Source organism: Polystyrenella longa, from assembly GCF_007750395.1.
GTDB lineage: Bacteria > Planctomycetota > Planctomycetia > Planctomycetales > Planctomycetaceae > Polystyrenella > Polystyrenella longa.
The window spans coordinates 636,115-661,397 of the sequence record NZ_CP036281.1; the positions used below are offsets into that span (position 1 = coordinate 636,115).

The window sequence follows — 25,283 nt, forward strand, 5'->3', positions numbered from 1 at the left end:
TTACTCACTTATGTCTATTCGATATTCGGTCTGTTCGGAAGCCAGAGAACCGAGTCCACGATATTCGGACCCGTTAAATTTTCTCCAGTGTAACGTAGGCCACAGTAAAATTCTGCTCTCAAGAAAACAGGGCGAGAAATATCCAGGAATGTCACGCGAGGGTCGGTTCGTCGACCGGTTTAGATAAAGAATGGGATGAGATTCGACCTATATCATTTGGATCCGCCGTAATGCGGCCCAGCAATTCATCCGCACGTGAGAGGCAAATATGTCGTATGAGCCCAGCAGTGGCGACGACGTAGAGCAAATACCCAATGACAACTCCAAAACCATACATCTCCCATCCCACCTGAATCGATCCAAATGTGTCAATCAATCTCAGTACGGACAGCGGTGAAATTGCCACGTAAAGCGAATTAAGTATGTTCCCGTTTGGGTTCAATCCTACGAACAGACCAATTAACGAACTTGAGATCGCCCACAGACCGATGATACTCAGAGTGATTGTCACGGCGTACAGATGGCGTTTTTGCTTCAAACCGATCAGTATGGATAGCCAGATTGATAGATACGTGGTCGAGATAACGACTGCTGTCGATAAGAGGAGATAAGTGAACTGCACCGAGGGAGACAGAATGAGAGTTTTGGAAATGATCAAAGTCATAATAGGGATCATCACGACGATCCAGAGCTTTAAGACACCTCGTGATTTCTGGAGGATGATATCTCGACCGCTCAGGGGGGTGGCCAGAATAACTTCGAGTGTTTGTTGCATACGCTCCTGCGTAATCAAACCGGTTGATTTATTAATCAGGATCAACTGGGCAATCCCAAGCATGATCAGCATGACGGGATAAAAAACAGAAGCATTCCGCACTCCTTCCATGATGAGAAAAAGGCAAATGAAAATGACAGGCAATTCCAGGACGACGAGGACACGAATTAGATAGCGTGCCGTGCCGACGGAGGTTTTGCGAGTCTCCTTCCAGCTGATCGGTTCATATCCAGGCAAGTCATTTCGGTCTTTGATCAGCACGATCCCGCCGGTAACATCTTCGTTCCATTCATTGAACAGCCGGTCCAGCTTTTCAAAAAAGATATACAACCAATTTCGCGACTTTACGGTTGCTCTGCGAAGTAACAGTATGCGAGCGAGATAAAGAAAGATAAGCGTGCTGATCCAGATGGGGATTGAAGCGACCACCAGCGATAACATGGGCCATTTATCGAAAAGCGAGGCGAAAACAATCAGTAAATCGCCCTGATAGGATACTTCTTGCAAGGCCGGAGGGAACAAGATTATTGTACTTAACCCTGTCCAATATCGGTTCAGAAATCCCGATGTCATCACATGAAAAATCTCTCCCAGAATTGAGGGAGTCAGATAAAACAGGCAGGCGACTACAACAGAGAGTACTAGAGCACTTATCGTTTTACTGGAAGCGGCCGAACAGGCCAGACAGAGTGCATTCAATTGCAGAATGGCGAGGGTGAGCATATAGAACGATGTGAAAATATGGTCTTCGGTAATTCCCCCCAGTGAATACAGGTAAGCGAAAATCGGCAATGCGCAGAAGAGATAAAGTAGCATCGGAAAAACACGAGAGAGATACTTCTCCATGATGATGGACCAGGGGCCGAGTCGTGTCAGTAAGAGCAACTGCAGGGAGTCGTTCTCTTTCTCCTGAGCAATCGACCCACAACTGAGGATGGGCACAAAGATATAGATGCCAATGAACAGCGTCCAGACCAAGCTTTGAAATAACTCTCGGCCACTCCCCAGATTGGAAATGGATTGCAGGCCGTTGGGGCCGAGCCGCGACAGGGTGTCAGTCGCTAACCAGATCCAGATAATCATCCCAATGACGAGCGACGTTCGCACGACATATAGCGAACGCCGTCCAGCCTGCTGGGTCAAATCGCGCGCCAGCAGGGGAAGACTGAACCTGTTTCGCAGTTTGTCGATCACGCGGTTTTTCCTTCGGTCAGTTTCATAAACGCCGTTTCCATATCCATCGCTTCCGGTTGGAACATACGAATCCTCGCTCCACTTTCGACGAGCTTCTCATGCAATTCCTCGATGGACGTCTCACCTTCTTTCAGTCGAAGAGCCAATCGATCGATCTGGCGTTCGACTGATTGGATTCCAGCAATCTTCTCTATTCTGGCGACCATGTCGTCGTCCAGATTGGTGACCTGCGTATGCACGATCCGCATCAGGCTGAGTCGTTCGTAAATATCCTCGAGCGTTCCTTGAGTGACGAGCTTTCCTGTTTCAATGATGCCGATCGACGTACAAAGTTGGGAAAGCTCGTGCAGGATATGGCTAGAAATCAGAATCGTTTTTCCCATATCTCGCAGTGCCCGCAGAAGTTCGCGGATTTCAATTCTGGCTCGTGGGTCGAGCCCAGACGCAGGTTCGTCGAGCAAGAGCAGGTCGGGGTCATGTAACAGGACACGGGCGAGGGCCAACCGCTGTTTCATTCCTCGGGAAAGTGAGTCGACCTGGGCATCGATCTTACCTGTCAGGTCGGTCAGCTCCAGAACGTCGGAGATGATTGCATCCCGTTTATTAATCTCAATCTTGTAAGCGGCGGCGAAGAAGTGCAAATACTCTCTGGAAGTGAGATTGTCATACTTGCCAAAGTAGTCGGGCATATAACCGATACATTCGCGTACTTTGCGAGCCTGCAAACGAACATCAAACCCTTTAACAAGTACTTTTTCGGCGGTGAACTCCCGTTGCAGCGTCGCCAGAACTTTGATTGTCGTCGACTTACCGGCGCCGTTCGGTCCGATGAAGCCGAAGACTTCTCCTTTGGGAATCGAAAAGCTGACTCCATCCACAGCGATGAGTTTGCCGTAATGGACTCGCAGGTTGTTTATTTCAACGATGTTAGTTTCAATGCTGTCGGTCATTCGGGTTGCTCGCTTCGAAATACACGACGTTCAACATGCATGAGTTCATTAGTCTCCCACATCACTCGCACGACGGTCTCATTAGAATAAAGGAAATCAGCGACGATCTGATTAGTTTCAAACGATCCGGGTCGCGGGGCGACGGAATGGACTCGAAGAAATAGACTTTTGTCTCGGGTGCTCTCCACAGCATGCATTAGTTGCTGCACAGTCGATCGACTAGCCGAATAAGAACTGGATGAGCCTGCAGGTCTAATCACTTCCACTTGGACCGATTGGGGGAAGTGCCGAGCTACTAATTCACGCAACGCCTCTGGAGCATTCAATATTTCCGGAGTGAGTTCTTTCCAGAAACCTGGGGTATGTTTCCAGCGAGTGCTGTCGTTGATTTCGTCCGCTTTGGGAATGGAAAATCCGACGTATAGCTGCGGCGACCATTTCTGTAGCTGTTGAGTTAATGAATACTCACCAGACAGACTACCTTCGTAAAGAGGGGCGGCTGCATTTTTCTGGTCGCGAGTCTGATTGAACTCTCCGAAGCCAGGTCGAGACATCCAGTTCGCTGTACTTTCGATAGGACTCACCAGTTGTTGGTCGTAATTCGTCGTTTTGATTTGTTGGGAAGGGCTAAGCACACACTCGAAGGAAGTCTGCCGGAGTACCTCGCCCTGTTCATCTACATCGGTGACAAGAATCGCGCGGATGGGATCTTCAATCTGCATATAAGCATTGATGCTGCCGACAGTAAAGAAGGTGAAAACGAGCGTGATTATCGGAAAGCTGAGCCAGGTCCATTTTCGTATTTTGAATTTGCCAAGAAGCCAATATTCTCCCGGTCCAACCAGAATGAGATAGGCGATCATGACCCCCATGACGAATGAGGGTGGAACCATTTGAAACCCATCCGGGAGTAGGGTCGACCAGGCGTTGTTCTGCTGCAGCCAGTATTCTGGTATATGAGAAGTAATGTGCTGATCTTGTCGATAAGCTAATTGCATTTGTGCCTGAATCTTTTCTTCGCTCTTGAATTGATCAGGTATAAACCCAGACTGTCTATGCGACGAGGTTGAATTGAATTGGTCTACAGGCAGTTGCCCCGGGCTTGGGGGAAGTTGAAAGATCTCTTTATCCAATAGTAAGTCAGCAATGTTCTTTCTCACTCGCCAGAGAAAGAGATAGGTCTCCAATTTATTCTGATTGAATTGTTCCTGATCTCCGGCTAACTCTGATGTTAACATCGCCACGCGCCCCAGCCCGCAGTGGCGAAGAATTGGAGATGTAGAGGGAGTTGAAGCGTCGTCCCAACTCAACTGTTTTTCGATGTCATTGTAGAACAAGGGCGCTTCTGAATTAGAACTGTCCAAAGTGTTCAAATTGTGCAGGTGCTGATCGTCCACGCTCTCCGGCAAGTACAACAGCAAGTTGCCTCCTGCTCTAACCCACTGAAGAATGGCCTCGAATTCGTTCTGTGACAGATCCTGATAAACCTTTTCCCACATCACGAGTATATCGAAGCTGGTATAATCGATCGGGCGTTCGGGAAGTGTGTCTTCATCCAGTTCACTGAAAACCGTTTGTTGTATCGAACTCCGAAAGAAGATCTCCTGATCTTCGTTCAATTGAATCGGCTCTTTGTAACTTAACCAGTCTTCAACCTGCACTTGCCGCAGACGGTGCTGCTCTTCTTCTCCGGTGAACTGATTCAGCTTCGGTTTGCAGAAACCAATAGAAAAGAATTGGGAGTTATAATTGGGAACCTGAACGGGATGTGTATCCAGATCGAACCTTTTGTCATTTGTTTCCAGATACATCTGCAGGTCGACTTGTCCCGTGTTCGCTCTGTATAGCTGTAAGGGCAACACCATCCGGGTTCGCTGCTCCCCTTCCACGAACGTGGCACTCGTTCGGAAAGTAAAGAGCTTGATTCTGGATTCAATTCCTTCGGTGGCTTCAATGACAAGATCGCCAGTGAGAATCTGTTTCGAGTTATTGAAGGCGTGCAAGGTCACTGGCAGCGGCGACTGTCCCCGACTGCGGTTAACGAGTGGCAGGACTTCGATGCTCACCATGCCGACAGGAATCTCTTCTTTCTCGTCAGCCGCATTCACAACCGCTGGGCATGCGAACATCGACAGGAGAACCAGCTGGCTCACGATCCATGTTGAATAAAAACTGGTTATTGAAACTCGTTTCATATTTTATTCGCCCCCAATGGACGACGCTGGAAGAACCACCACTCCAGAATGAGGAATCCGAACGCTCCAAAAGCAAGATAACGCCAAAGGGGTTTGTCCGTATCAACTCGCTGTGCTGCAGCGGAAACGGGCAGTTCGTCGAACTGGATTTTGTTATTAGACACCAGAGACGACTCATGGGGATTTACCAGGCTTGCTCCACGACGGGCAATGAGATCACCTCCCTCTCGGATTTCGTATTCACCGACATAGGGGGCGGATATCCCCGCCAAAATCCCGTGATTGTCGCTCGATAACTTACGGCTCAAATCGTGTGGTCCAGTAATATTGTAGTCGGTTTCCCGGGAAACGAGTTCTCCCGGTAAGACTCCTGTTTTCGCGGCGGAGGCATTAGATAGTCCGGCGACTTCCATCGCTTGCTGAACCAGATTTGTTACCAAAACCGGAAAACCGATTCGATACGGCAACGTTGACAGCCCGGCACGGAACAACATGAAATAGCGGGTTCGTTCAATCTGCTTCTGTTGCAAGAGAAGTGGCCCTTGTTGCCCGTGGACCAGAATCTCATAGCCAAGATCCTGTAATTGCTTTCCCCCAGCTCCCTCGGAGTAGGCGGGTTCTTCATTGATGATGAGATTCTGAAGTTGAACATGTTGTAGCAATGGAGAGGTCCGAAACCAGTCGACCACCATCGCCTGGTCTTCATTCACGGAAACGAGTGTTTCCAGATCAGTCGGGGTATACCCCTCGTAAAACTCCAATGGTGCGGAACGAATTGAAGTAGGTGGTTCCTGACTGAGGATCAGGTCGAAGTCACCCGCAGCAGTTTCAGGATCGGTACCGGGAGCAGGGTAGACTTCAATCCGTTCGAGCGAACTGAGTACGTGTCGAAAGGCAAGCATCTCAGGGTCGACGAAGACGCGGAGGGCACGAGTGCGAGGGATGGTCAGAAATGCTCGGTTATCGGCAGCGAGAGAATCGTGTTGTTTGGGAATTAATTGAAGTTCGAACTGGGCAGCGTCGTTGACCTCAATACGGACTCCAAACCGATGCGGTGTTTCCTGTCCGACGAGAATCGTCGATTGGTCGATGACCTCCCCGTTCTTCAATAACTTAAGCTCGGCTCCTATCGTTTCTTGAGCGGCCTCAATCACGGCGAACACGTCCCAGGAGTTATCGTCGGTGCGTTGCGCGTTGAAGGAAGTAATTCCGAGGTTGGCCGTGACCGTGGGGATTTGTTGATAGTTAATCGAAAAAGGAAGCTCGAAGTTAATCTGTTCGGGGAAATTCCCATCCGAAAAGAGAATCACTTCTTCCACGGGCACCGTTCGAGACATGGCTTGTACCATCCGCAGGCCATCTTCGATCTCACTGGGGAGATCGACAGCCTCCAGGTTCTCGAGAGCTTTTCGTAACATCCGTTTGTCGTCGGTGAATTCCGTCAATCGCCGCGCCGAGGCGTCGACCGAGACCAGCGACATCTTTTGATCGGAGGTCAGGCTGTCGATCATCTCGCCAATGCGTTTTCGCGCGACATCCAACCGGGATTCCCCTGTTTCAGCATCGACGGCCCCCATACTGGCGGAAGTGTCGACTACGATGGGGATATACCGGGCCCGTTCCGCGTCGCCCGTTAGAAAGGGTTGGATCGCCGCCAGAATTAACAATGTCAGGAGCAGGAGTTGGAGCAGAAGGAGAATGTTCCGTTTGAACCTTTGGAACGGAGAATTCACTCGTTGATCGTCCAGGACCTGTTGCCAGAGGACGAGGGACGAAACGCGTTGCTGTGGTCGTTTCAATTTCAGGAAATAAAACAGGACCAACGGAATTAGCAGCAGGAAGAGCCAGCCGAAATGGAGAGCCTGAAAACCGATCCAGCTCATTGGACCCATCCTTCCCGTCGCAAGAGATCAAACAAGATTTGCTCCACTGTTGTTTCGGAATTGATTGACAGGAACCGACCACTTCGTTGACGGCACTGCAGGGCGAGTTGTTCTTCGAGTGCGAGGCGATGTTCCTGATAGAGTTCTAAAAGGTCACCTGCGGAGGAGATGTCGAGTGTTGAACCGTATTCGGAATCGACCAGTCTGATATCGCCGGTGAGATCGGGATGGATTTCGGACGGCCCGAGAACTTGCAAGCCCATCACTTCCAACCCACGGCTGTAAAGCATGTTAAAGGACTTAGACAGGTCTCCTAGGGTCAGGAAGTCGGAAAGCAACACACAAATGCCACGACCGCGATGCGTGCGTAAAACAGACTCGACGGCTTGATCGATAGGTTGATCGCCTCCTCCTTCAAGTCCTTCCATGAAAGCGAGCAATCGCTTCAGGCTGGTCCGACCGCTACAGGGAGGGAGCTGGAAAGGATGAAGCCCCTGCATATGACAACCGTAGATCGACAACCGTTCGAGGCTCATAATACTCATGATGCCGAGGGCAGTGGCGAGCTGTTTGGCAAGGGTGAATTTATTTTCGAACATCATGGAGGAGGACGCATCGACAATGATGACGACATGCATCTCTTCTTCATGCCGGTACTGTTTCATGTACGGGCGGCCCAGACGGGAGAAGATGTTCCAGTCCACGTAACGGACGTCGTCACCCGCCACGTAGTTTCGGTAATCCGAAAACTCGGTGCTGGTTCCTCCTTTGCCGGAGAGATGTTCACCATGCGATTTATTGGTGAACTTCCGGCGGGAGAGTAAACGCATTTTCTCTACGCGGCCCAACGTATCGTTGGCCAGTAGCTCCGTCAGTTGCGTTTTTTTGGTGGGAGTTTCCAAGGGTTATGCCTCCTCCGGCAGTTGTTCCATCATTTCGCTGACCAATGTGGAGACTGAGACGTTTTCCGCCTGACCGTCGTAGTTCAATAAAGCACGATGCTGGAGGACTTCCACGCCAAAGTAGCGAATGTCTTCGTAGGAAACATGCACACGACCTTGCGACAGCGCGCGAACACGGGCGGCCCGAATGAGTGACTGTGCGGCGCGAGGGCTGGCTCCCCAACGTATGAATTGTTCGATCTGGGGATTGGAGAACTCTGTTGCTGGATGTGTTGCCAGCACTAACCGCACGGCGTAATCCCGCATCGGGTCAGCGACGACTACTTTGTCGAGGATTCTTCGAAGTTCCAGAATGCGCTCGGAATCGAGGGTCTTCTCCAAGTTGACTTTGTTTCGCAAAATCGTACGAGTCACAATTTCATTCAGTTCGTGTCGCGACATAAAGGGTACATCGACTTTGAACATGAATCGATCAAGCTGGGCTTCAGGAAGAGGGTAAGTTCCTTCCTGCTCGATTGGGTTCTGGGTCGCCATGACGAAGAACGGTTGCGCGAGTGTGTGGATCGTTCCCCCAGTGGTGACCGTTCCTTCCTGCATCGTTTCGAGCAGGGCCGATTGTGTCTTCGGAGAGGCCCGGTTGATTTCATCTGCCAACAAGAGCTGGGTAAAGATTGGGCCTTTGCGGAATTCAAAACGGTACTTGCCCGTTTCGTCGGTACTCATGATATTGGTACCAATGATATCCGCCGGCATCAGGTCGGGAGTGAATTGAATCCGGCGAAACTCCAGATCCAACACTTGGGACATTGCTTTTACCAGTTCCGTTTTTCCAAGACCGGGCACCCCTTCGAGTAGAATGTTTCCACCACAGAGCAGCGCCGTCAGCGAAGCTTCGATAACGCGCTCCTGCCCGACGATCACTCGGCCGATCTGATCTTTCGCTTCCTGGTATTGCTGTTTGAAGTGATCCGCTTCGGCCTGTAGCACTTCATTTTCCTGTACCGGGCTATTCATGACGGTTTTCTCCAGAGGATTCTAATTCGGGTGGATGATTCGTTGTTTGGTATGAGGGATGACACTGCGAGATTACAGGTCAGTTTCCTTTTTCTTTGTCTTCTTCACGACGACGTTTAATTTCAAGCAGCTTGCTCGTCATGCGGTTGGAGTCCGTTTTTCTTTTCTCCTCCGCCTGTTTGGCTTCTGCCTGTCGTTCCTGTGTTTTACGTGTCTCGGCCGCTGCTGACTTGGCTTTCTGTTTCAAGTCCATCGTGCCCGTTGAGGTTTTACGGGCAGAGTTTGCTAATTGCTGGGCCCGTTGTGATTCCCGTTGGCTTTCAAAGGAACCTTTCAGTTGTTGTTTCCTGTCGAGCAGGGTTCCCATCGTCGCTGTGGATTCTGTTTTCTTTCCGCCCCACGAGAACCAACTGGAAAGAAGATACCAGTCGATCTGAATACGACGAAGGGCGACATCGAGAGGAACCAGGCAGGCGAGTGCAATCAGGAACCAGTCGAATATTGGTTGAGAGCTTTCCCGGGACTCGCGACGGTCGAAGACTTCCTTAGCGGCGGGGGTACTGCTCAGTTCTTTTCCCTGAGTCCTTTCGGCAATGCGTCTGAGGATCGTGGTCTTGGATTGGAACTCCATGTACTCAGTGTCGTAGGGGTTAATGATGGCACCCACGGCTTGTTCGTTTCGATTCCCCGAGACACCTGCCGACACCACGGAATAACGCCCCTCACCCCAGAGAGGCAGATTCGCTTCATACCGGCGGGGGCCGACCTGTTTGAGGTCGACAGTCTCGCTCCGATTCTGAGGTCCGTTGACTTGGGCCTGAACCGTCAGGAAATCCTGATTCGGCGAGGCATCTTCGACGACAATGGTCCCTGTGTTTCCCTCCTTGTAAGTCCACATCGACAGCGATGTTTCTTTATGAACTTTAGAAATGTGCGTGACAAATTGCTGGACGAACGCCTGGTACTGTTCCCAGTTGACCCAATTCACTCCCCATTGCAAAGAGAGGTCCGAGGTGAAGGCGGCCGACTTGCCCAGTCCATACTGCCATGTCGCCAGAATCGGATCGACATCGACTCCCTGTTCTCCCTCATTGATAACTTGTAATGCCGATTCAGCGTCATCTTTGATCGAGGTTAACACGTAACCTTCCAGCGGTGGAATTGAGGTGATCCCTTTCAGAATTGGAGAAGGGAACCCGGATTCGGGCACGACCGTTTCGTTTTGAATCATCGTCCGTTGTAAGGTTTGCGCTTCCTTAATGAAAATCGAGGGCAACATGTTGGGGTCGTCAGGGTAGTAGTAACGTCCCCCAGTTGCCTCCGAGATGCGTCGCATGGTGGAGATCTCCTGACCTCCGTGCGGGAAGATGGCGATCGTGGAAATACTGATTTGCGAGTCCTGATATTTTTTGATCAGTTGTGGGGTGGGGGGTTGAGGGTCGCCATCGGAGATCACAATCATATGCTTGGCGGAAGCGTCGCTAGCACTCAGACTTTTAAGGCCTAATTCCATCGTCGTGGCGAAACTGGGCATGTCGCCGATTTGGGCGGAGTTAATCTTCTGAGCCATCATTTCGTATTCCGACGTGGGAGTCAGATCGAATAACCATTCCTCACCCTTGGGCCCATAAACAAGAATCCCCGCTTCATCTTGTCGGCTGAGGACTTTTATCGCCTGTTTGGCAATTCGTTTTCCCCATGTATTACCTTGAGGGAATTCGCACGTATGCAGAATGATCGCCAAGGCACCTTTAGGAAGGACTTTTTTGTTCGAGACATCCATGGTCACAGGCAGGGCGTCTTCAATAACAGTCCGGTGGTAACCTCCCGGACCATAGCTGTTCTCTCCTCCGAGCATCGCGAATCCTACACCCAGGTTTTTCACGGCGTCGTGCATCGCCTGTTGCTGGGTGACATCAAATTCGTTTGCACCGACATTCACAAAAAAGATGGCGTCATACGGCATCAGCGAGAGAGAGTCCCGGGGGAACTCATACGCCGACATCGTTTTCACCTGGCGTTTGCTCTCGGAGATCGCTCGTTGCAGATCGGCCCAATCCTTGGCGTCTCCATTTGGATCGGTGACCAGCAGGACGCTACCTTCTCCTTGAATGTAAAGGTAGTTGACCATCCGGTTATTTTCGGAGAGATTGTCGATTCCCTCTTCGGTTTCCAGTTCGGCCGTGTACTCGTAGTAACCGGGATTTCGTAGTTGGATGGGAATCACAAACCGATTCTTACCCGCTTCGAATTCAACTTGCTGCTCCGCGATCTTTTCACCATTCTCATACAGGTTCAATTTTCCTGACCCAGCAGTAATGGAAGAAAGGACGATGGAAGCCTCATAGCTTTCGCCAATTTTAACGGAGTGAGGCAAGTCGAGCCGTTCCAGCCAGACTTCCGAATCGTAGGTGTATTCAATGGGCAGAATGTCGACCATGATGCCGCGGGAGATCAGTTCATCGACGACCCGGTTCAGGTTGCCTTCAGTTTCAATACCGTCACTGATCAGGACAACGCGTCCCTGATTTCCTTCGGGAAGCATGGCACCGGCGAGAGAGAGAGCTTCTTCAATATTCGTGGCGCCCCGATCAACCAAGGAGTTGATCGCCCCTTCATAGGGGAAAGTGACGTTCGGCGGCATTTCAACTGCCGAGTTTCCACCGAAGACGATGAGGCCGGATTCATCCTCCTGTGGTTTTTCCGGATCGCGAGCGATGTCGGCGGCGTAGGCAATCGCTTTTTCACTTTCGCTGTCGGCGACTGAGTCCGACATGTCGATGACGAACATGACCGAAAGTACATCGCTGATGCGCACGGCGCGCGGTTCTGCCAGCAAGATAATAAACAGTCCGACAATCGTCAGACGCACCAACAGGCTGACCGTCCGGCGAGTGGGGGCCAGTCCGCTCCACCCGTTGAGAGACATCCACCAGAACCAGACCATAAATATGGAAAGCAGGAACATCCATGGGCGTCCGAAGACCATGATCTGCCAATGGTCGAGTGCGTACATTGATCCCAGAAAGAGCACCAGGAACAATAAGAGCGGCAGCATCCGCACGAAGGAGAATTTTTCCTTCGCCGGCGGAAACAGGCTCTTGAAGATCGCAGTCACTTTATCCATCGAGTTGATCCATCGATCAGGTTATTGATTCAGCTGAATGACTCTGCGATTGCCAGTATCGGCAACGAAGACATTGTTCTGCTGGTCCACCGTGATTCCCCAGGGGGTATTGAATTGTCCGAGTCCGGTTCCTATGGAACCATAACGGGCGAGGAGTTGTCCTTGTTTATTCAGCTTGGTCACACGACCGGAACCGTATTCCACAACATAAAAAACATCTTCCGGCCCGGCAGCGATGTCGTACGGGTAATTCAGTTCGAGTGGATGTTCAGTCGATCCCCAGGTTGCGAGGTGCTTCCCTTCTTCGGTGAATACCTGGATTCGGTTGTTAATCGCATCGGCGGCATAAATCCGACCGTCGTGCCAGGTAATTCCACTCGCCCGCTGAAATTCATTGTCTGCAGTCCCAAATCCGCCGAACGAGAGCAGGAAGTTCCCGTCCCGGTCGAATTTCTGGATACGGTCGTTGCCACCATATTCACAGACGTAGAAGTTCTCGTTCTGGTCCTCAGTAATACTGACGGGGTAGATAAATTGTCCCGGTTTGTCTCCTCGTTCGCCCAGCATCGAAACGACGTCGCCCTGTTCATTAAAGAAGACGACTCGGTGATAGTGGGTATCGGCGACCGCAATCCGTCCGTCCTGCAGCTGGATAATTCCTTCCGGTTTGCCCACGTCATGTTCCGGCATGTACCAGTGACGCAGTTCCTTTCCATCGAGAGTATAGATGAGGACACGACCACCCGTGTCGAGAACAAGGACATTCTGTTCTTTCGACATCCCCATCGCACGCGGCGCTGGGAGCGCGTAACCATCTTTGGGCAACATCCAGTACCGGGTTGATTCCACCGGTAGGACAACTCCCTCGGCGGAACCACATCCGGAGAAGAGACAGATTCCGAGCAAGAGCAGCAGGGCTTTCAAAAAACCTCGTTGACCGGCGATGAAAGATTGATTGGTCGAACGTAACCAGACTTTCCGGCGAAGGTCATCTTCAGGGTGATGTAAGTCGACTTCCTGCAGAGCGCCGAGCGAACAAGCCTGTTCGACTTCACATGGCCCTGATGCATCCGACTGCCAGGTGAGCTGTTCAGGTCGATGATGTTGGATTGTGTTGTTTGGGTTCTCGAACCAGATGGAAACTTCTTCTGCGGCGAACCAGTTCGTCGGTCCGAGGTACCGTGCCAGCTCTTCAGAGGGAGGAGATTGATAAAGATCTTGTGTTGATCCCTGAAAAAGTAATCGTCCCTCTTTCAAACAGAGCACCTCTTCGGCTTCTCGCAAGGCGACTTCGGGTTGATGGGTCGAAAAGAGCAGAGCGATCTGCTGTGACTGACACCATTCGCGGACAAATTCCCAGTAGCCCGGTGCACGGGCAGGGTCGACATGCACAAGGGGTTCGTCCATCAGCAAAACCTGTGGCGCTGCCACTAAGGCGCGGGCCACAGCGACGCGGGATTGTTCCCCCTGCGAAAGCTGGTGTGGATATTTGGACTTGAGCGGAAACAAATCAAATGCCTGTAGCATGCGCTCGATGTGCAGCGTCGTGGGTGGGGTTACGACTTTTTCCAATTGAGCCTGCACCGTGAGATGCGGCCAGAGGCCCCAGGTGTGAGGAACCCAGAAGAGAGGAAGCCGGTTAGTTGCTTTTATAAACTGAGGTTTTACTTCACCGGATTGAGGTTGCTCAAAGCCGGCGAGAACATTCAGTAGCGATGTCTTACCCGAACCGGACGGTCCCAGAATGGCGGTCGGTCGAGACGTGAGGGTGGCGGAAAAGTGATCGAGCCGGGGAGTAGGTTTTCCCGGCAATATCACATTCGTCACAGACCAGTACACGTCAGACATAATCGTCCCGACATTGAAGAAAAGCAGAAGAGGAGTAAACCGGCACAACCCTGTTGGAACTGTCCCAGATTCATCATCCAAAATAACAGAGGAGAGGTCCCGATTACCAGAACCGTAACCGGAGTGTTTGTACGAGAGAAGAGATTGAGATTAATGTTTATTGTGAAACAGGATAGTTAAATTTCGTGAGGTATGTCGGAGGTTGCCGAGTGGTTGGCTACCGACCATCGAATGATCATTGCCTGTACGAATTTAAAAACCAGCATCACCAACAGAATTAATAGACATGGTGCTGTTATGATAGCAGATAGCATGGCCGATAATCCAGTCCCCTGTCCGTAATGCATGAAATTATACAAACGCAACGGAGCCGGTGTCGTCGCGGGCGAGGCAAGAATCGAAGGTGTCGTCATTTCGAAATAAGCCCAGAAAAAAACTGGCAACAGGCACCAGAATTGTGGCCACCATTGCTGTTCCCAGCGAAGCTGCAAACCACTTCGTTGTTGCGTAGCTGACGGTGAAGATCGAAGTAATTTACCGAGGAAAAGGGGCTCGCGCTGAACGACGTCCCGACGAATGAATTGAATTAAAACGGCGCGGGGCAACACAAATAAATATAGTCCGAGAACGAGCGGAAAAGGGGTGTCGTAAAGGTGATGAAACGGTTCTTGTTGGAAGAGTTCAAACAGAGCGAGGCTCATTAAAAAAGATCCACACAATCCGGGCAGGCAGATTAAAAACAAGCCTACTTTGGACCACCCGCCTAACTGTCCTCTTCCGGCCCAGTAGACAGCCGTACCATGCGCCAACAGTCCTGCAGCCACTGCGAAGGCACAAGCGTAACCGGTCTCGCGCAGAAGAGATTGATTCGTCAGGAAGACGGTCCAACCGGAAAGGGTTCCCCGAAAAACCAATCCGATCGGAATGGCGACAATCAAGACGAACGCCAACATTAGATAGGCCCAAGTCGTGCCCCGCCAAAGAGAAGACGGTTGAGTGGGAACCAGGCACATGGCTCGGTTGGCAAACTTACTGATATACAGGTAAGTGCCAACGGCCGCCATGAGGACGCAGAGTTCGATGGCGAGTGGAAAAGAACCGAATCGAAATATGTTTTCTGACTCCCAACCGATGGCGCGAGCATCAAACAGCCACAGCGTCCAGGCGGTGGTATTCATCAGTGAGCAAATTTCGAATTCCTGAAAGGCGACCAGAAAGGTCAGCCCTCCCGCAGGTAACAGTCGCAGCCCGGGGCCACGAAACCACCAGAGCCAGTGCCTGAGCGACTCCCACTGTCTGCTCTTACTCACGGAAGCCGCTTCGCCCGAGATTAAGTCGCGGCAATACAGCCCCTCAGCCGAAAGAGGAGCAGGGGGAGAGAAGTGCAATAGGACGGTTGCGACGGGGACCGTTTTGAGTACGACCAGAAACCCATAGAAAAATTCATTCCAGCCCGGGTGATGAATGAGGGAGAGCGAGAAGTTGTAATACGCATATCCCACGAGCAGATCAGGGCAGAAGAACGGGGCAAGCAAGGCTCCCCAGATCAGTCGCTGTTGCCAGCGATGATTAGTTTTCAAGCAGGGCTGGAGTCGGTGCGCCAGCGACATGGCCAGAAGAGTAATCAGGCAGGCGCGGATCAGGCTGGCCACGATGGTGACCGTGAAACTCACTGAAGAAATTCCTCTTTAAGCCAGTCGAGACATTCGTTCCTGGCTTTCAAGAGTCCTTCCAGGGGAACTCCTTCTGCTGCCCATTCCTGTAACTGTTTCACTTGTTCGGGAAGTTTCGTTTCATCCACGGTTCCAAGTGGCACCTGTCGTGAACGAGAGTTGGCGAGAGCCAGTTCGATTTCTGGCGAGAGCAGAAAATCAACAAGCTGTTGAGACGCTGATTCCTGTTCCGTTCCTTTAACGATGGCGACTGTGTTCGGAATGCAGATCGTCTGACCTCCTTCGGTTCGAATAGGCAGCATGGCGACCGGTTGTTTATCATCGACCGCTAGAAAGTAATCGTCCGTGTCGGTCCAACCAAATTCACAAACACCACTGGCAACCAGGTTCTTAACGACGGCATTGCCCTGGACGATCTTCCAACCTTGTTTGGTTCGCTGCTGATACCATTCTTTAACGGCATCGCCTCCCATCTCCGACCACATGAGTGCATACTGCGTGAGTGTGGTACCGTAGAGAGGTTTGGCGACCGCCATTTGGGAGAGGTCACCCGTGAGTGCTTCTTCGACGGACTCGGGAGAGGCTTCCATCTTGTTTGTATTGATAATGTATAATCGCAACCGACCGCCAAAGCCGGTCCACGTGCTGTCAGTTGATTTGAACTTCGCCGGAATTCGATCGGCATTAGGGCTTTGATAAGCATGCAGTAACCCACGCTCGGCGAGATCGAGGGTTCCCAAGATCTCATTGTTCCAGAACACGTCGCACCGTGGATGTTCCGCTTCGGCGATAATCGATTGCACTAGTCCTAGAGATTTCGTCGCTTCGGTGTCAAAGCGAATATCGATATCGATTCCCGTCTCTTTCGTGAAGCGGTTAAGGATCTCTTCTGAATAGATCGAATCGTGAGCGCAATAGACAACGAGATGATCGCTCGCGTCCGAGGAGTTCGCGTCTGATCCTGCATCGTCACAGCCACTCAAAGAGAAGTAAGCCATAAACATAAACAGAGGGAGCGTCAACGAAATCAGGCCGGTAATGGCCGTTTGAGTATCACTCGGAGTCGCTGGTTGTTTCAGCCGCGGGTTCAGCCGCAGGGGCTGTCGTAGGCTCCGCTGCAGGAGCATTCTCAGTTTCGCCAGGTAGTGCGATGTCATTCGCTTCCAGCGTGTCGAAATACTTTTTAATACTGTCACGATAACCGGGTGGAATCTGTTCCTGTTCAATGGCTTCACTAACTCCCTGGCGTAAATCTTGAATGAGCGAACCGAGTTGGGCTTCCTTCTCGCCTGACTCGTTGACGTCTTTACTGGCGACGGACATAATCAATTCTCCCTGAGTCAGTTTCGACTTGGAGAACTCCGTTTTGAAACCGGACTTGGCCGCTGGGTCTTCATCGACCACTCCGCCGCGGCCTGTTCCTTCACCACCGGTTCCATCTCCATCACCGTCACCGGGCATATTTCCCTGCATGCCTTCCATCATGGCGGCAAAGGCTTCGGCGTATTCGGCGAGAGCATCTGCCTCGCTGATCATCGACATCTCCTCTTCGGAAAGTTCTTCACCCGAAGCCATTTTTGCCTTCGCCTGCTGTAATGTCTTCAAGGCTTCTTCCAAGGACGCCAAGTCTTCCAATGACTGTTCCATTTCCTGTAATTCCATCTTCGCCAGTTCGGCGGAACTCATGGCGCCCTTCTCACACGATTCACAGTTTTCTCCCGGTTCTCCATCGGGGTTCTTGCTCATGTTGGCCATTTCAAGTTGCTTCATCGCACGTTTCAGCGCGGTAGTCAACTGTTGTGACTGGGCATCGTTTTCGGCAAACTCTTTGACTTGTTTTAACTGTTTGAGCAGTTCCTTACGGAGCTTGGATTTTTCCGAGGAATCATTCGACTCGGCCATCTTTTTCATTTTGTCGAGAATGTTTTCCATCTCGCTTCGCAGACTTTCCGTAGAACCTTCCTGGAGTTCTTTCTTCCATTCTTCCAGCTTGGCCTGTTCTGCCGACGAACCGAATCGCTGTCCTGACATTTTTTTGTTGAAGGCTTTGCTGAGTTGGTCCTTATTCAATTCTCGCCACATCTTGCCAAGTGGTTTCTGAATTTCGGCCAGCTTTTTCTGATTGATTTCCGGAGCTTTGGGTTGAAGTTCTTTGAACGTTTTTTTCAATTCGTTCAGAGCCTGTTCGACTTCTTTAGACCGCTTCTGCTCGGGGGCAATCTGTTTCTCTAGTTCCTCTTTGCGTTGATCTGTCGCTTTGTTTTCGACTTGCAGTTCTTTTTGTTGTTCAAGCACGGCTTCTTTGGCCTGAAGTTCACCGAACGGATCGAACTGAGGAATCAATTGCAGACCAATTAAAACGGCCGCCATTCCCGCAAGCTGCGCGAACTGTTTGCCAAAGAGAAAAGGGACAACGTCTGTCGGGTGAATTTCCTCGGCCCGTTGTTCCGCTTTCTGAACAACGAGGGGGCGGTAATCACCGAACGCTTGATCGAGTCGCGAGATCGTCAGGTACAGATCGTCGGAATGGTAGTAGCTATCGACTCGGCGGGCGGAATCGGAAAGGTTGGGACGACGATAGAGAATGGTCCCCATGATGATTCCGAAGACAGGAACTATTGCCATCGACCAAGAAAAATAAGAGCCATTGGGAAAGACATCTTCGCCATATCCACTCAGTCGGCTTGCGAGAAGGAGCAGGGCATACACAATGCCGGCGCTGAGCGTCCAGGCGAATGATTGAAACGCCCAGCGAACCAGATGCAGACGAATCGAAACTCGTTTTAACATCGTCATCGATTTGGGAAAATCCATATCCAAACTCCTGTGGAGGACGGGACAGAGTAGTTTGCCAGCGTTTTGAACCAGTGGGTTATACCAGAGAAACGATGGAGGGTCGCGCTGTTTATTGTAGGCAGAAATCAGCAAAAACTGAATTCCAATCCAGATCTATTGCTAAAAAACACCCAGATGGCTGAGGGGAGATCTTCTGTACGGGTGTGTAGTTTTAAGTCGCAGGCTTCTATGTCTCTGTTGTCTCCGACGTCTGTTCGGGAGGAGAAGTTCCGTTAAGGTGGTGTATCTAATGGAGTTTGATCTCTATTTATCACCCGAAACCTGTTCCGCTTCTTTCGGGCTGAGTAGCCGGTCCTGGTCCAGGTCGAATTTCTGGAAAAGTACTCCCGGTCCCAGAAATTCTCTGCGCGTCAGATCGCCATCGAGATTCCGGTCCATCTGTCTAAACCATTCCGGCCCCGTCGTGGGGGGAGTCAAAATCGGGCCAATCCGATTGGCATTGTTCAAGTTGAAACTATCCATGAACAGGCTAGGAGGCTGCAGTTGAAATGACAATTCGTAAATCGTCTTCATTTCTGGTTCGGTCAGTTGGCCATCGTGGTTGTTGTCGAAACTCTTCATCTTTTCTGCCGGGTGGAGTAACTCACGCGGTTCCAGGCGTCGGTCGCTATCGACATCCAGCAGGCGGAACAGAGACTGACTCTTTTTATCCACAGACATTAACAACTGACATTGGGCGAGGCTCGCTTCCTGATTCACGTACTTGGTTAATTCCTCCCGCGTTAACTTTTCATCCTGATCTTCATCAAGGTATGCAAACGGAGCAAGCACGTTCAGGCCTCTTGCTTCCTCTTTGGTGAGACCTCCATCGCTGTCGGTGTCCGCTTGCAGGAATCGCAGCTTGTAAAAACTGAGGACATCCGCAAACTGTGGACGCGGGTTGTGAATCCTGACCCCTAACTCCCAGCCACCGACGGAAAGTTGAGCACGGGAACTGGAAGATCGTGGATACTTCCAGTCTTCATCTTCGGTATCGGCTTCCCAGAACCGGACGGTGATTCGCTCTTGCAGTGGCATTCGCATTCGCCAGATTCTCTGTGCGGGGGGATCTGTCAGCACACGCAATAACTCGGTCCGGTTCAGTGCCTGATCTTCGTTGGCGTCGAATTTTTTCATCCAGTCATCTGCGGTCCAGCCAAGTTCTGTCTGATCGAGTTGGCCATCTTCCTTTTGACCCCGAGCACCGTCGTATTGTGCCAAAAGTTGTTGTGCCAATTGTTCGCGGGGCTGTTGGGGATCGATCAATTCAAACAAGCCAGCACTGTGACCCGCGGGCGTGGGTTGAGATCGAGCGACCGTCAGATTGAGGGGCCGCAGCAGAGGCATGACTTCGACCAGGTTCAATGTTTCGTCATCGTCGAAATCGTATTTCTCCAGGAGATGCAAAGCCGACTCCCATTCATCGGCTTCAAGAATATGGTCTTCGTTCAGATCGAGTTTGCTGAACAAATCGGGCAGATCGGATACCCGCGCGGATTCGAGTTGTAAACCAAACGGGATACCAAGAGCTGGTTCCAGTATCGCCACAAAGGTCTCGCGGGTGATCGGCGCGTCATTGCTTTCAGCCTGACTCTTGACCACGTCCTGCATTCGTGCGGGTCCGCGGAACTGTCGGAGTTCTTCGAGGTCGATTTCGCCATTCCGATTCGTATCGGTCTGCTCAAACAGATTGCCCAACAGGCCAGCCCGCATTTGCTCGGGGGGCTGGGAATCGATCGCAACCTGTAAACGAATGAAATAAGGATGCTGTGATTCAAAGAAGAGCAGGGTGTAGCTGTCGTATTTGGGACCCTCGGTTTTTTCGCGAGAAGCGGGTTGCGCAGCGGCGATGGTCGAGAGCAACAACAGGCTCATCGCCAAGCAGCAACAACGGATTCCGGTGGAAAACTTGAGGATGGCCATCACGGTTCATTTCTCATGAATGCTAATTATGAAACAGGGTCTTTCAGCGTATCAGGTTCATCGACAATTGACAAATGGATTTCACCGGCGGGATCGCTTCAATCTGGGAAAAGGAAGGCTTCACTGAATCGATGGGAATCGAACGACACTTTCTTAATAAATATTTCTTAGAAGGTGCTCCAGGTTCGAGTTGATGTCGATTGTCCTTAACTTCTTCCTAATTGCCCCAGCTTTGCAGGGGTGGGTGAGGGAGTCAGTGGAAAATCAGTGTTTGGAGTAGGGAAAGCGATTGGCAGGCGCTGTTTGACGTTTACAATAGACTACGTCTGATCATGTTACCCTGATTTTCCTCATTGGAGGCGGCTGGTGGCTGTCAACTTCACGCTGTTGATAGATATTGTGGAGTGACTTGAATCACTTGCCAACTCTCCTTTGTTAAACCCATGTCGAAACCGAAATGAGATTGAGACGCTTCTCTGTGAGAAGTTCGTTGTCTTACTGCTGACTGGTTTCGAAGTAGAGCCCCGAGAAACATGTCGATGTTGAGAAGGAATGTTCCCGCTAAGTTGGCTGTTATCGTCTGTCTGGCGTTACTGTTCGGGTCAACCACTATCCTAAAAGCGGATGATGCTGCCGATCAATACAACCTGGCGGTTGGCCTCTATAAACAGGAACGATGGAGTTTCAGTTCGGAGGCGTTTCAGAAATTCATCGAGAGCTGGCCGGATCACGATAAGGTTGCCGCCGCTGAGCTCTATCTGGGGCTTTCCCTCGTCAAAGAGCAGAAATACGACGCCGCGCGAACCCAGTTGCGGCCCTATGCCAAAAAATACCCGGAGAGCAAATTCCTGCCGGATGTCCTTTACCAACTGGCCGAGGCAAGCTACCTGCTGGAAGACTACGAAACGGCAACCACCGATTTTAAAGTGATGCTCAACCAGTTTCCCGAACATACACTGACGGAATGGACACTGACTTATCTTGGTACCAGCGAATTGAAGATGAGCCAGTACGAGGATTCTCTCAGCCATTTTCAACAGGACCTGAAGCAGTTTCCAGAGGGACGCATGTCGGCGGAAGCTCGGTTTGGATTGGCTCAGGCATTGGAAGGTCTGAAGAGATACGATGACGCGGCCGCTGCGTATCGAGAGATCATCGCTACGAAAAACAGGAACGCCACCTCCGCCTTTTTGAAGCTTGCTGCGCTGGAATACGAACGAGAAAACTTTGAATCCGCGCTGGCTGTTTACAAACAATTTCAACAAACGTATCCCGACGACGTCCAAGTCGGCACCTCGCACCTCAATGCAGGCTACACGTATTTCCGGTTGGAAGAATATCCGGCAGCCCGCGCCGAGTTCCAACAAGCGTCTGAAGATCCCGGGCTCGAACGAACCGCCACTTACTGGATGGCCCTCTGTTTCAAAGCCGAAAACAAATACGCGGAAGCAGTGGCTGTGCTCGAAAAAATGTACGCCGCAGATCAGGCCGCCAATGATCCGCAGCGCGCACTGCAAGCGGAAGTCGTCTATCATCTCGCCGATGCTCAGTTGCGACTGGGTAATAATCAGGCGGCATTAAATCAGTTTCTCGAATTGCAGGAGAAATGGCCCGGTGAAAAAATTGCGGAGAATGCATTGCACTTCGCCAGTGTCGCCGCGTTTCAGGCAGATGATCTCGATCAAACCGAACAGTTAATGCAGAAGTTTGAAGAACTTTATCCCGATAGCTTAATCGGGCTAAGTCAGCAATTACTCAAAGGACGACTGCTGGCTGCGCGGGGTGGAGATGATAATCTGCAACAGGCCGCGACGTTGCTTCGCGAAGTACTGGAGGCTTCTTCTCTTCCTCGAACGCAGACCCTGGCCCGGTTGCATCTGGCTCATGCGTTAACGCAGCAGAAGCAATACCAGGATTCGATGGATGTGCTGGAACCGCTCGTGACAGACGACACCGCCGAATTGCACCCGGAGGAACAGAAAGATGTCCTGCTGCTTGCAGGACTCAATCAAAAAGAACTGGGGAATCTGGACGAAGCCGCAACGCACTTTCAGAAATACTTGATCGACTATCCACAGGATGAACGGGCGGCACAAATCTTTTCGGAGTTGTTAATGGTGCGGGCTCAAAATGAAGAGATCGCCGCACTCGAATCGATCCTCAGTCTATTAGAGACTCAAGCGAAAGCGGACGACCTGACTCTGGACTCACCGCAACTGAAGGGGCTGCGGATGGCATCGGAAACTTCGTACAAAGCGGACAACTGGGTTGCGTCCGAAAGGTTGTTTCAGGCGCTGGTTGATCTCGCGAAAGAAACTTCCGCGGGGATGGCGACCGGGGCCGATTTCTCAGGCCTGGCCTGGTCACAATACAAACAGAAAAAATGGAGTGAGGCGATTGCCAGCTTTAATCAGCTGCTCGTGTCTTACCCCGAAGAACTTGCTTATGCTCCCGAAGCGTTGCTGATGGTGGGGCGTGCTCAGGAAGCTCTCGGTAATACAACCGAGGCACTGGCCTCTTACACCCAATTGCGTAATACCTGGGTCCCGCCGGGAACTGAAGCTTTGCCTGCGGGAGCGGAAGAGAACGGGGCGACGCGGTATGTTTACCTCGCCGAATTGCAGGCCGCCCGGATGCTTAAAACAGAACAAAACTACGCCGGGGCGAATCAGGAGTATGGTCGTCTGGTCGATCTATTCCCGGAAGCGGATCAACATGCCGAGCTTCTGGATGAATGGGCACTGATGAATCTGGACGCCGGGTTTTATACGCTGGCGGACGACATTTACAAACGGCTGGTGAGCACGCATCCAGATTCCGAATTGGCCGACAATGCCCGGCTCAGTCTGGCTGAAAGTGAGCTCATCGCTGGTAACAAAGAAGCGGCCCGAAAAAGTTTTGAGGAACTGACCAAGTCCGACCAGTCGGATGAAAAAGTAAAAGAGGCCGCGACCTTCCAGCTGGTGGGCATCGCCACGACGGCGGAAGAATGGAATAGTGTGATCGAGCTTGCCCGCGATTTTCTCACCAACTGGCCGCAGAGTTCTTATCGAACGAAAGTGGAAACCGCGTTTCTATCGGCTTTGATTGAAACCAACCAGATGGCCCGAGCGGAAGAGATTCTGGTGAGCCTGGAAGAGGCCGTTCCCTCAGCAGAGCGAAGTACCGAGTTGTGGATCCTGTTGGCGGAAATCGCCTTTCGCAAGAAAGATTATGTGGATGCCGCGGCAATTCTGACGGAGTTCCGAGACTCCGATGCGGATCGCAAATACCTGGCCGATGAACTGGAGGGCCGAATTCACAAACAGCAGGCCGAATTCGATCAGGCTCGCGAAGCATTCCAGCGGGTTCTAAGCGATCCCATCGGGAAGAAGACTCCCACCGGCGCAAAAAGTCAGCTCCTTCTGGCCGAGACTTATCTCATCCAAAAGGATTACCGGACCGCACAGAAAGAGTATTACAAGGTCTTTCTGAACTACCCCTATCCAGAATGGCAGGCCCCAGCACTCTTCCAGGTCGCCGGCTGCGATGAAAAATTGGAGCAGCCCGAAAAGGCTCGCGTGACCTATGAAAAGCTGATCGAGGATTTCCCTGAATCGAAGTACAGTGATCAGGCCCGAGAGCGACTTGAGGTTGTCGGCGGCGCGACAAGTCAGTAAAAACAGGCATTATAGGGCTCTGAAGTGCTGTTAAATCATGTTTAACGGCACTTCTTCTTGAACAGAGCGACCTATAACTGAAGTCTACCGCTGCAATAGAGAGATATCCAACGAGGGATAGGAATCAGGAATATGAGGGAGCGAACCGCTTTTCGTCTGCTGAAAACAGGTCTGATTGTCTTCTGGGGAGGGATGTTCGCCCTCGGTCTGATGTCACCACTGCACGCCCAGGAAGCTGCCGACGTATCCGCTGCACTGGAACCTGCTCCTGCCATGCCAATGGAAAATGGTGCTGTTAACACCAATCCGTATATTCCCACCGGCCCGATTGAGATCCTCATTGCGATGGGGTACTTCTTCGTGATCCCCTTCATTATCGCCTCCTTCATCTCCGTTTGGTTTATCATCGAACGAGTTGTTGTGCTGCGGAGGGCCCGCGTTATACCTCGTCCCTTCGTCGAACGATTCCTCCAGCATCTGGAAGAGGGAGGACTCGATCAGGAGTCGGCCCTGACCTTGTGCGAAGAGAACGACTCCCCCGTCGCCCGTGTCTTCGCGCATGGCATTCGTAAATGGGGGAAACCTTCGGTGGAAGTGGAGCAGTCCATCATTGATGGTGGCGAACGCGAAACGAGCCAACTTCGCAAACACCTCAAAGTGTTGAACGGGGTCGCCACGGTGACGCCGTTGTTTGGTTTGCTCGGAACGGTCATGGGAATGATTCAGGCGTTCAACCAGATCGCCAACATGGGAACGCAAGGTAAAGCGGAAGAACTGGCAGTGGGAATTGGTGTCGCGCTCTTGACGACGGCCGCCGGTCTGTTGATCGCGATTCCGTCGCTGGTCATGTACATGTACCTCTCCGGCAAGGTCGACTCGGTCGTCATGGAGATGGACGAAGCGGCACAAAATGTCATCCACCTGATCTGTGCCGAAGCTCTTTCCGGCCAGAAGATGACGACCCGTACCCGCAGCAAACCAGCCCCAAAAACCAAGACCAAAGAGAAAGCGGCTCAGAAGGAATCGGCTTGATCTATCGGCCCATGTATTATTCCGGCTTCCGGAAACCCTCACCTATTTTCGGCACTTTAATATGCTTTCGATCATAATATCGCACCAGTTCGGGTGCCCCGGCTAGCTCGTCTAGCCGGGCGATTGCAGTTACGGCTTCGTTTGTTTGGAGTAGGCTCAACCGCGGAACAGGCCTTAGCCAATCAGTGGTAACCCATTGATCATTTAGAAGCACTCGAACCCACATTGGCACGGTTAGACAAGCTAACCGTGGCACCCAGATCCGGGCAACCT

14 protein-coding genes are annotated in these 25,283 nt (G+C 51.5%); 2 read left to right on the forward strand and 12 right to left on the reverse strand.

Features of this window, described 5'->3' with window-relative positions:
* Positions 1-151: 151 nt before the first annotated feature.
* The 12 genes from Pla110_RS02355 to Pla110_RS02410 form a co-directional block, all read right to left on the reverse strand.
* On the reverse strand, positions 152-1,969 hold the full coding sequence (locus Pla110_RS02355; RefSeq protein ID WP_144992808.1) for a hypothetical protein: 1,818 nt from the start codon (positions 1,967-1,969) through the stop codon (positions 152-154).
* On the reverse strand, positions 1,966-2,919 hold the full coding sequence (locus Pla110_RS02360; protein ID WP_144992809.1) for an ABC transporter ATP-binding protein: 954 nt from the start codon (positions 2,917-2,919) through the stop codon (positions 1,966-1,968). Before Pla110_RS02360 ends, Pla110_RS02355 begins: the two co-directional genes overlap by 4 nt.
* A complete protein-coding gene (locus Pla110_RS02365) occupies positions 2,916-5,048 on the reverse strand; it encodes a hypothetical protein (protein ID WP_144992811.1) in 2,133 nt (710 codons plus the stop codon). The genes Pla110_RS02360 and Pla110_RS02365 overlap by 4 nt, the downstream gene beginning before the upstream one ends.
* Before the next feature lie 62 nt (positions 5,049-5,110).
* Positions 5,111-6,997, reverse strand: a complete 1,887-nt coding sequence (locus Pla110_RS02370) for a vWA domain-containing protein (protein WP_197440451.1) — start codon at positions 6,995-6,997, stop codon at positions 5,111-5,113.
* Positions 6,994-7,899 carry a DUF58 domain-containing protein gene (locus tag Pla110_RS02375; protein ID WP_231742846.1) on the reverse strand — a complete coding sequence of 302 codons (906 nt, stop codon included), beginning with the start codon at positions 7,897-7,899 and terminating at the stop codon, positions 6,994-6,996. Before Pla110_RS02375 ends, Pla110_RS02370 begins: the two co-directional genes overlap by 4 nt.
* 3 nt (positions 7,900-7,902) lie before the next feature.
* Positions 7,903-8,913, reverse strand: a complete 1,011-nt coding sequence (locus Pla110_RS02380) for an AAA family ATPase (RefSeq protein ID WP_144992815.1) — start codon at positions 8,911-8,913, stop codon at positions 7,903-7,905.
* Between the two features lie 79 nt (positions 8,914-8,992).
* Positions 8,993-12,040 carry a VWA domain-containing protein gene (locus tag Pla110_RS02385; RefSeq protein ID WP_144992817.1) on the reverse strand — a complete coding sequence of 1,016 codons (3,048 nt, stop codon included), beginning with the start codon at positions 12,038-12,040 and terminating at the stop codon, positions 8,993-8,995.
* A gap of 21 nt (positions 12,041-12,061) precedes the next feature.
* On the reverse strand, positions 12,062-13,888 hold the full coding sequence (locus Pla110_RS02390) for an ATP-binding cassette domain-containing protein (protein ID WP_144999545.1): 1,827 nt from the start codon (positions 13,886-13,888) through the stop codon (positions 12,062-12,064).
* A gap of 176 nt (positions 13,889-14,064) precedes the next feature.
* The gene (locus Pla110_RS02395) at positions 14,065-15,561 is read right to left on the reverse strand and encodes a hypothetical protein (RefSeq protein WP_144992819.1); all 1,497 of its coding nucleotides are present in this window, start codon (positions 15,559-15,561) and stop codon (positions 14,065-14,067) included.
* Positions 15,558-16,718: an extracellular solute-binding protein gene (locus tag Pla110_RS02400; protein WP_144992821.1), complete on the reverse strand. Its 1,161-nt coding sequence runs from the start codon at positions 16,716-16,718 to the stop codon at positions 15,558-15,560. Before Pla110_RS02400 ends, Pla110_RS02395 begins: the two co-directional genes overlap by 4 nt.
* Positions 16,615-18,375, reverse strand: coding sequence for a hypothetical protein (locus Pla110_RS02405; RefSeq protein ID WP_144992823.1), 1,761 nt, complete (start codon positions 18,373-18,375; stop codon positions 16,615-16,617). The genes Pla110_RS02400 and Pla110_RS02405 overlap by 104 nt, the downstream gene beginning before the upstream one ends.
* 285 nt (positions 18,376-18,660) lie before the next feature.
* Positions 18,661-20,319 carry a hypothetical protein gene (locus Pla110_RS02410; RefSeq protein ID WP_144992825.1) on the reverse strand — a complete coding sequence of 553 codons (1,659 nt, stop codon included), beginning with the start codon at positions 20,317-20,319 and terminating at the stop codon, positions 18,661-18,663.
* 539 nt (positions 20,320-20,858) lie between these two features.
* Between Pla110_RS02410 and Pla110_RS02415 the strand changes: the two genes are divergently transcribed.
* Positions 20,859-23,978 (forward strand): tetratricopeptide repeat protein, encoded by a 3,120-nt coding sequence (locus Pla110_RS02415; protein WP_197440453.1) that lies wholly within the window; start codon positions 20,859-20,861, stop codon positions 23,976-23,978.
* A 132-nt stretch (positions 23,979-24,110) separates the two neighbouring features.
* Positions 24,111-25,010, forward strand: a complete 900-nt coding sequence (locus Pla110_RS02420) for a MotA/TolQ/ExbB proton channel family protein (protein WP_231742848.1) — start codon at positions 24,111-24,113, stop codon at positions 25,008-25,010.
* Positions 25,011-25,283: the final 273 nt, after the last annotated feature.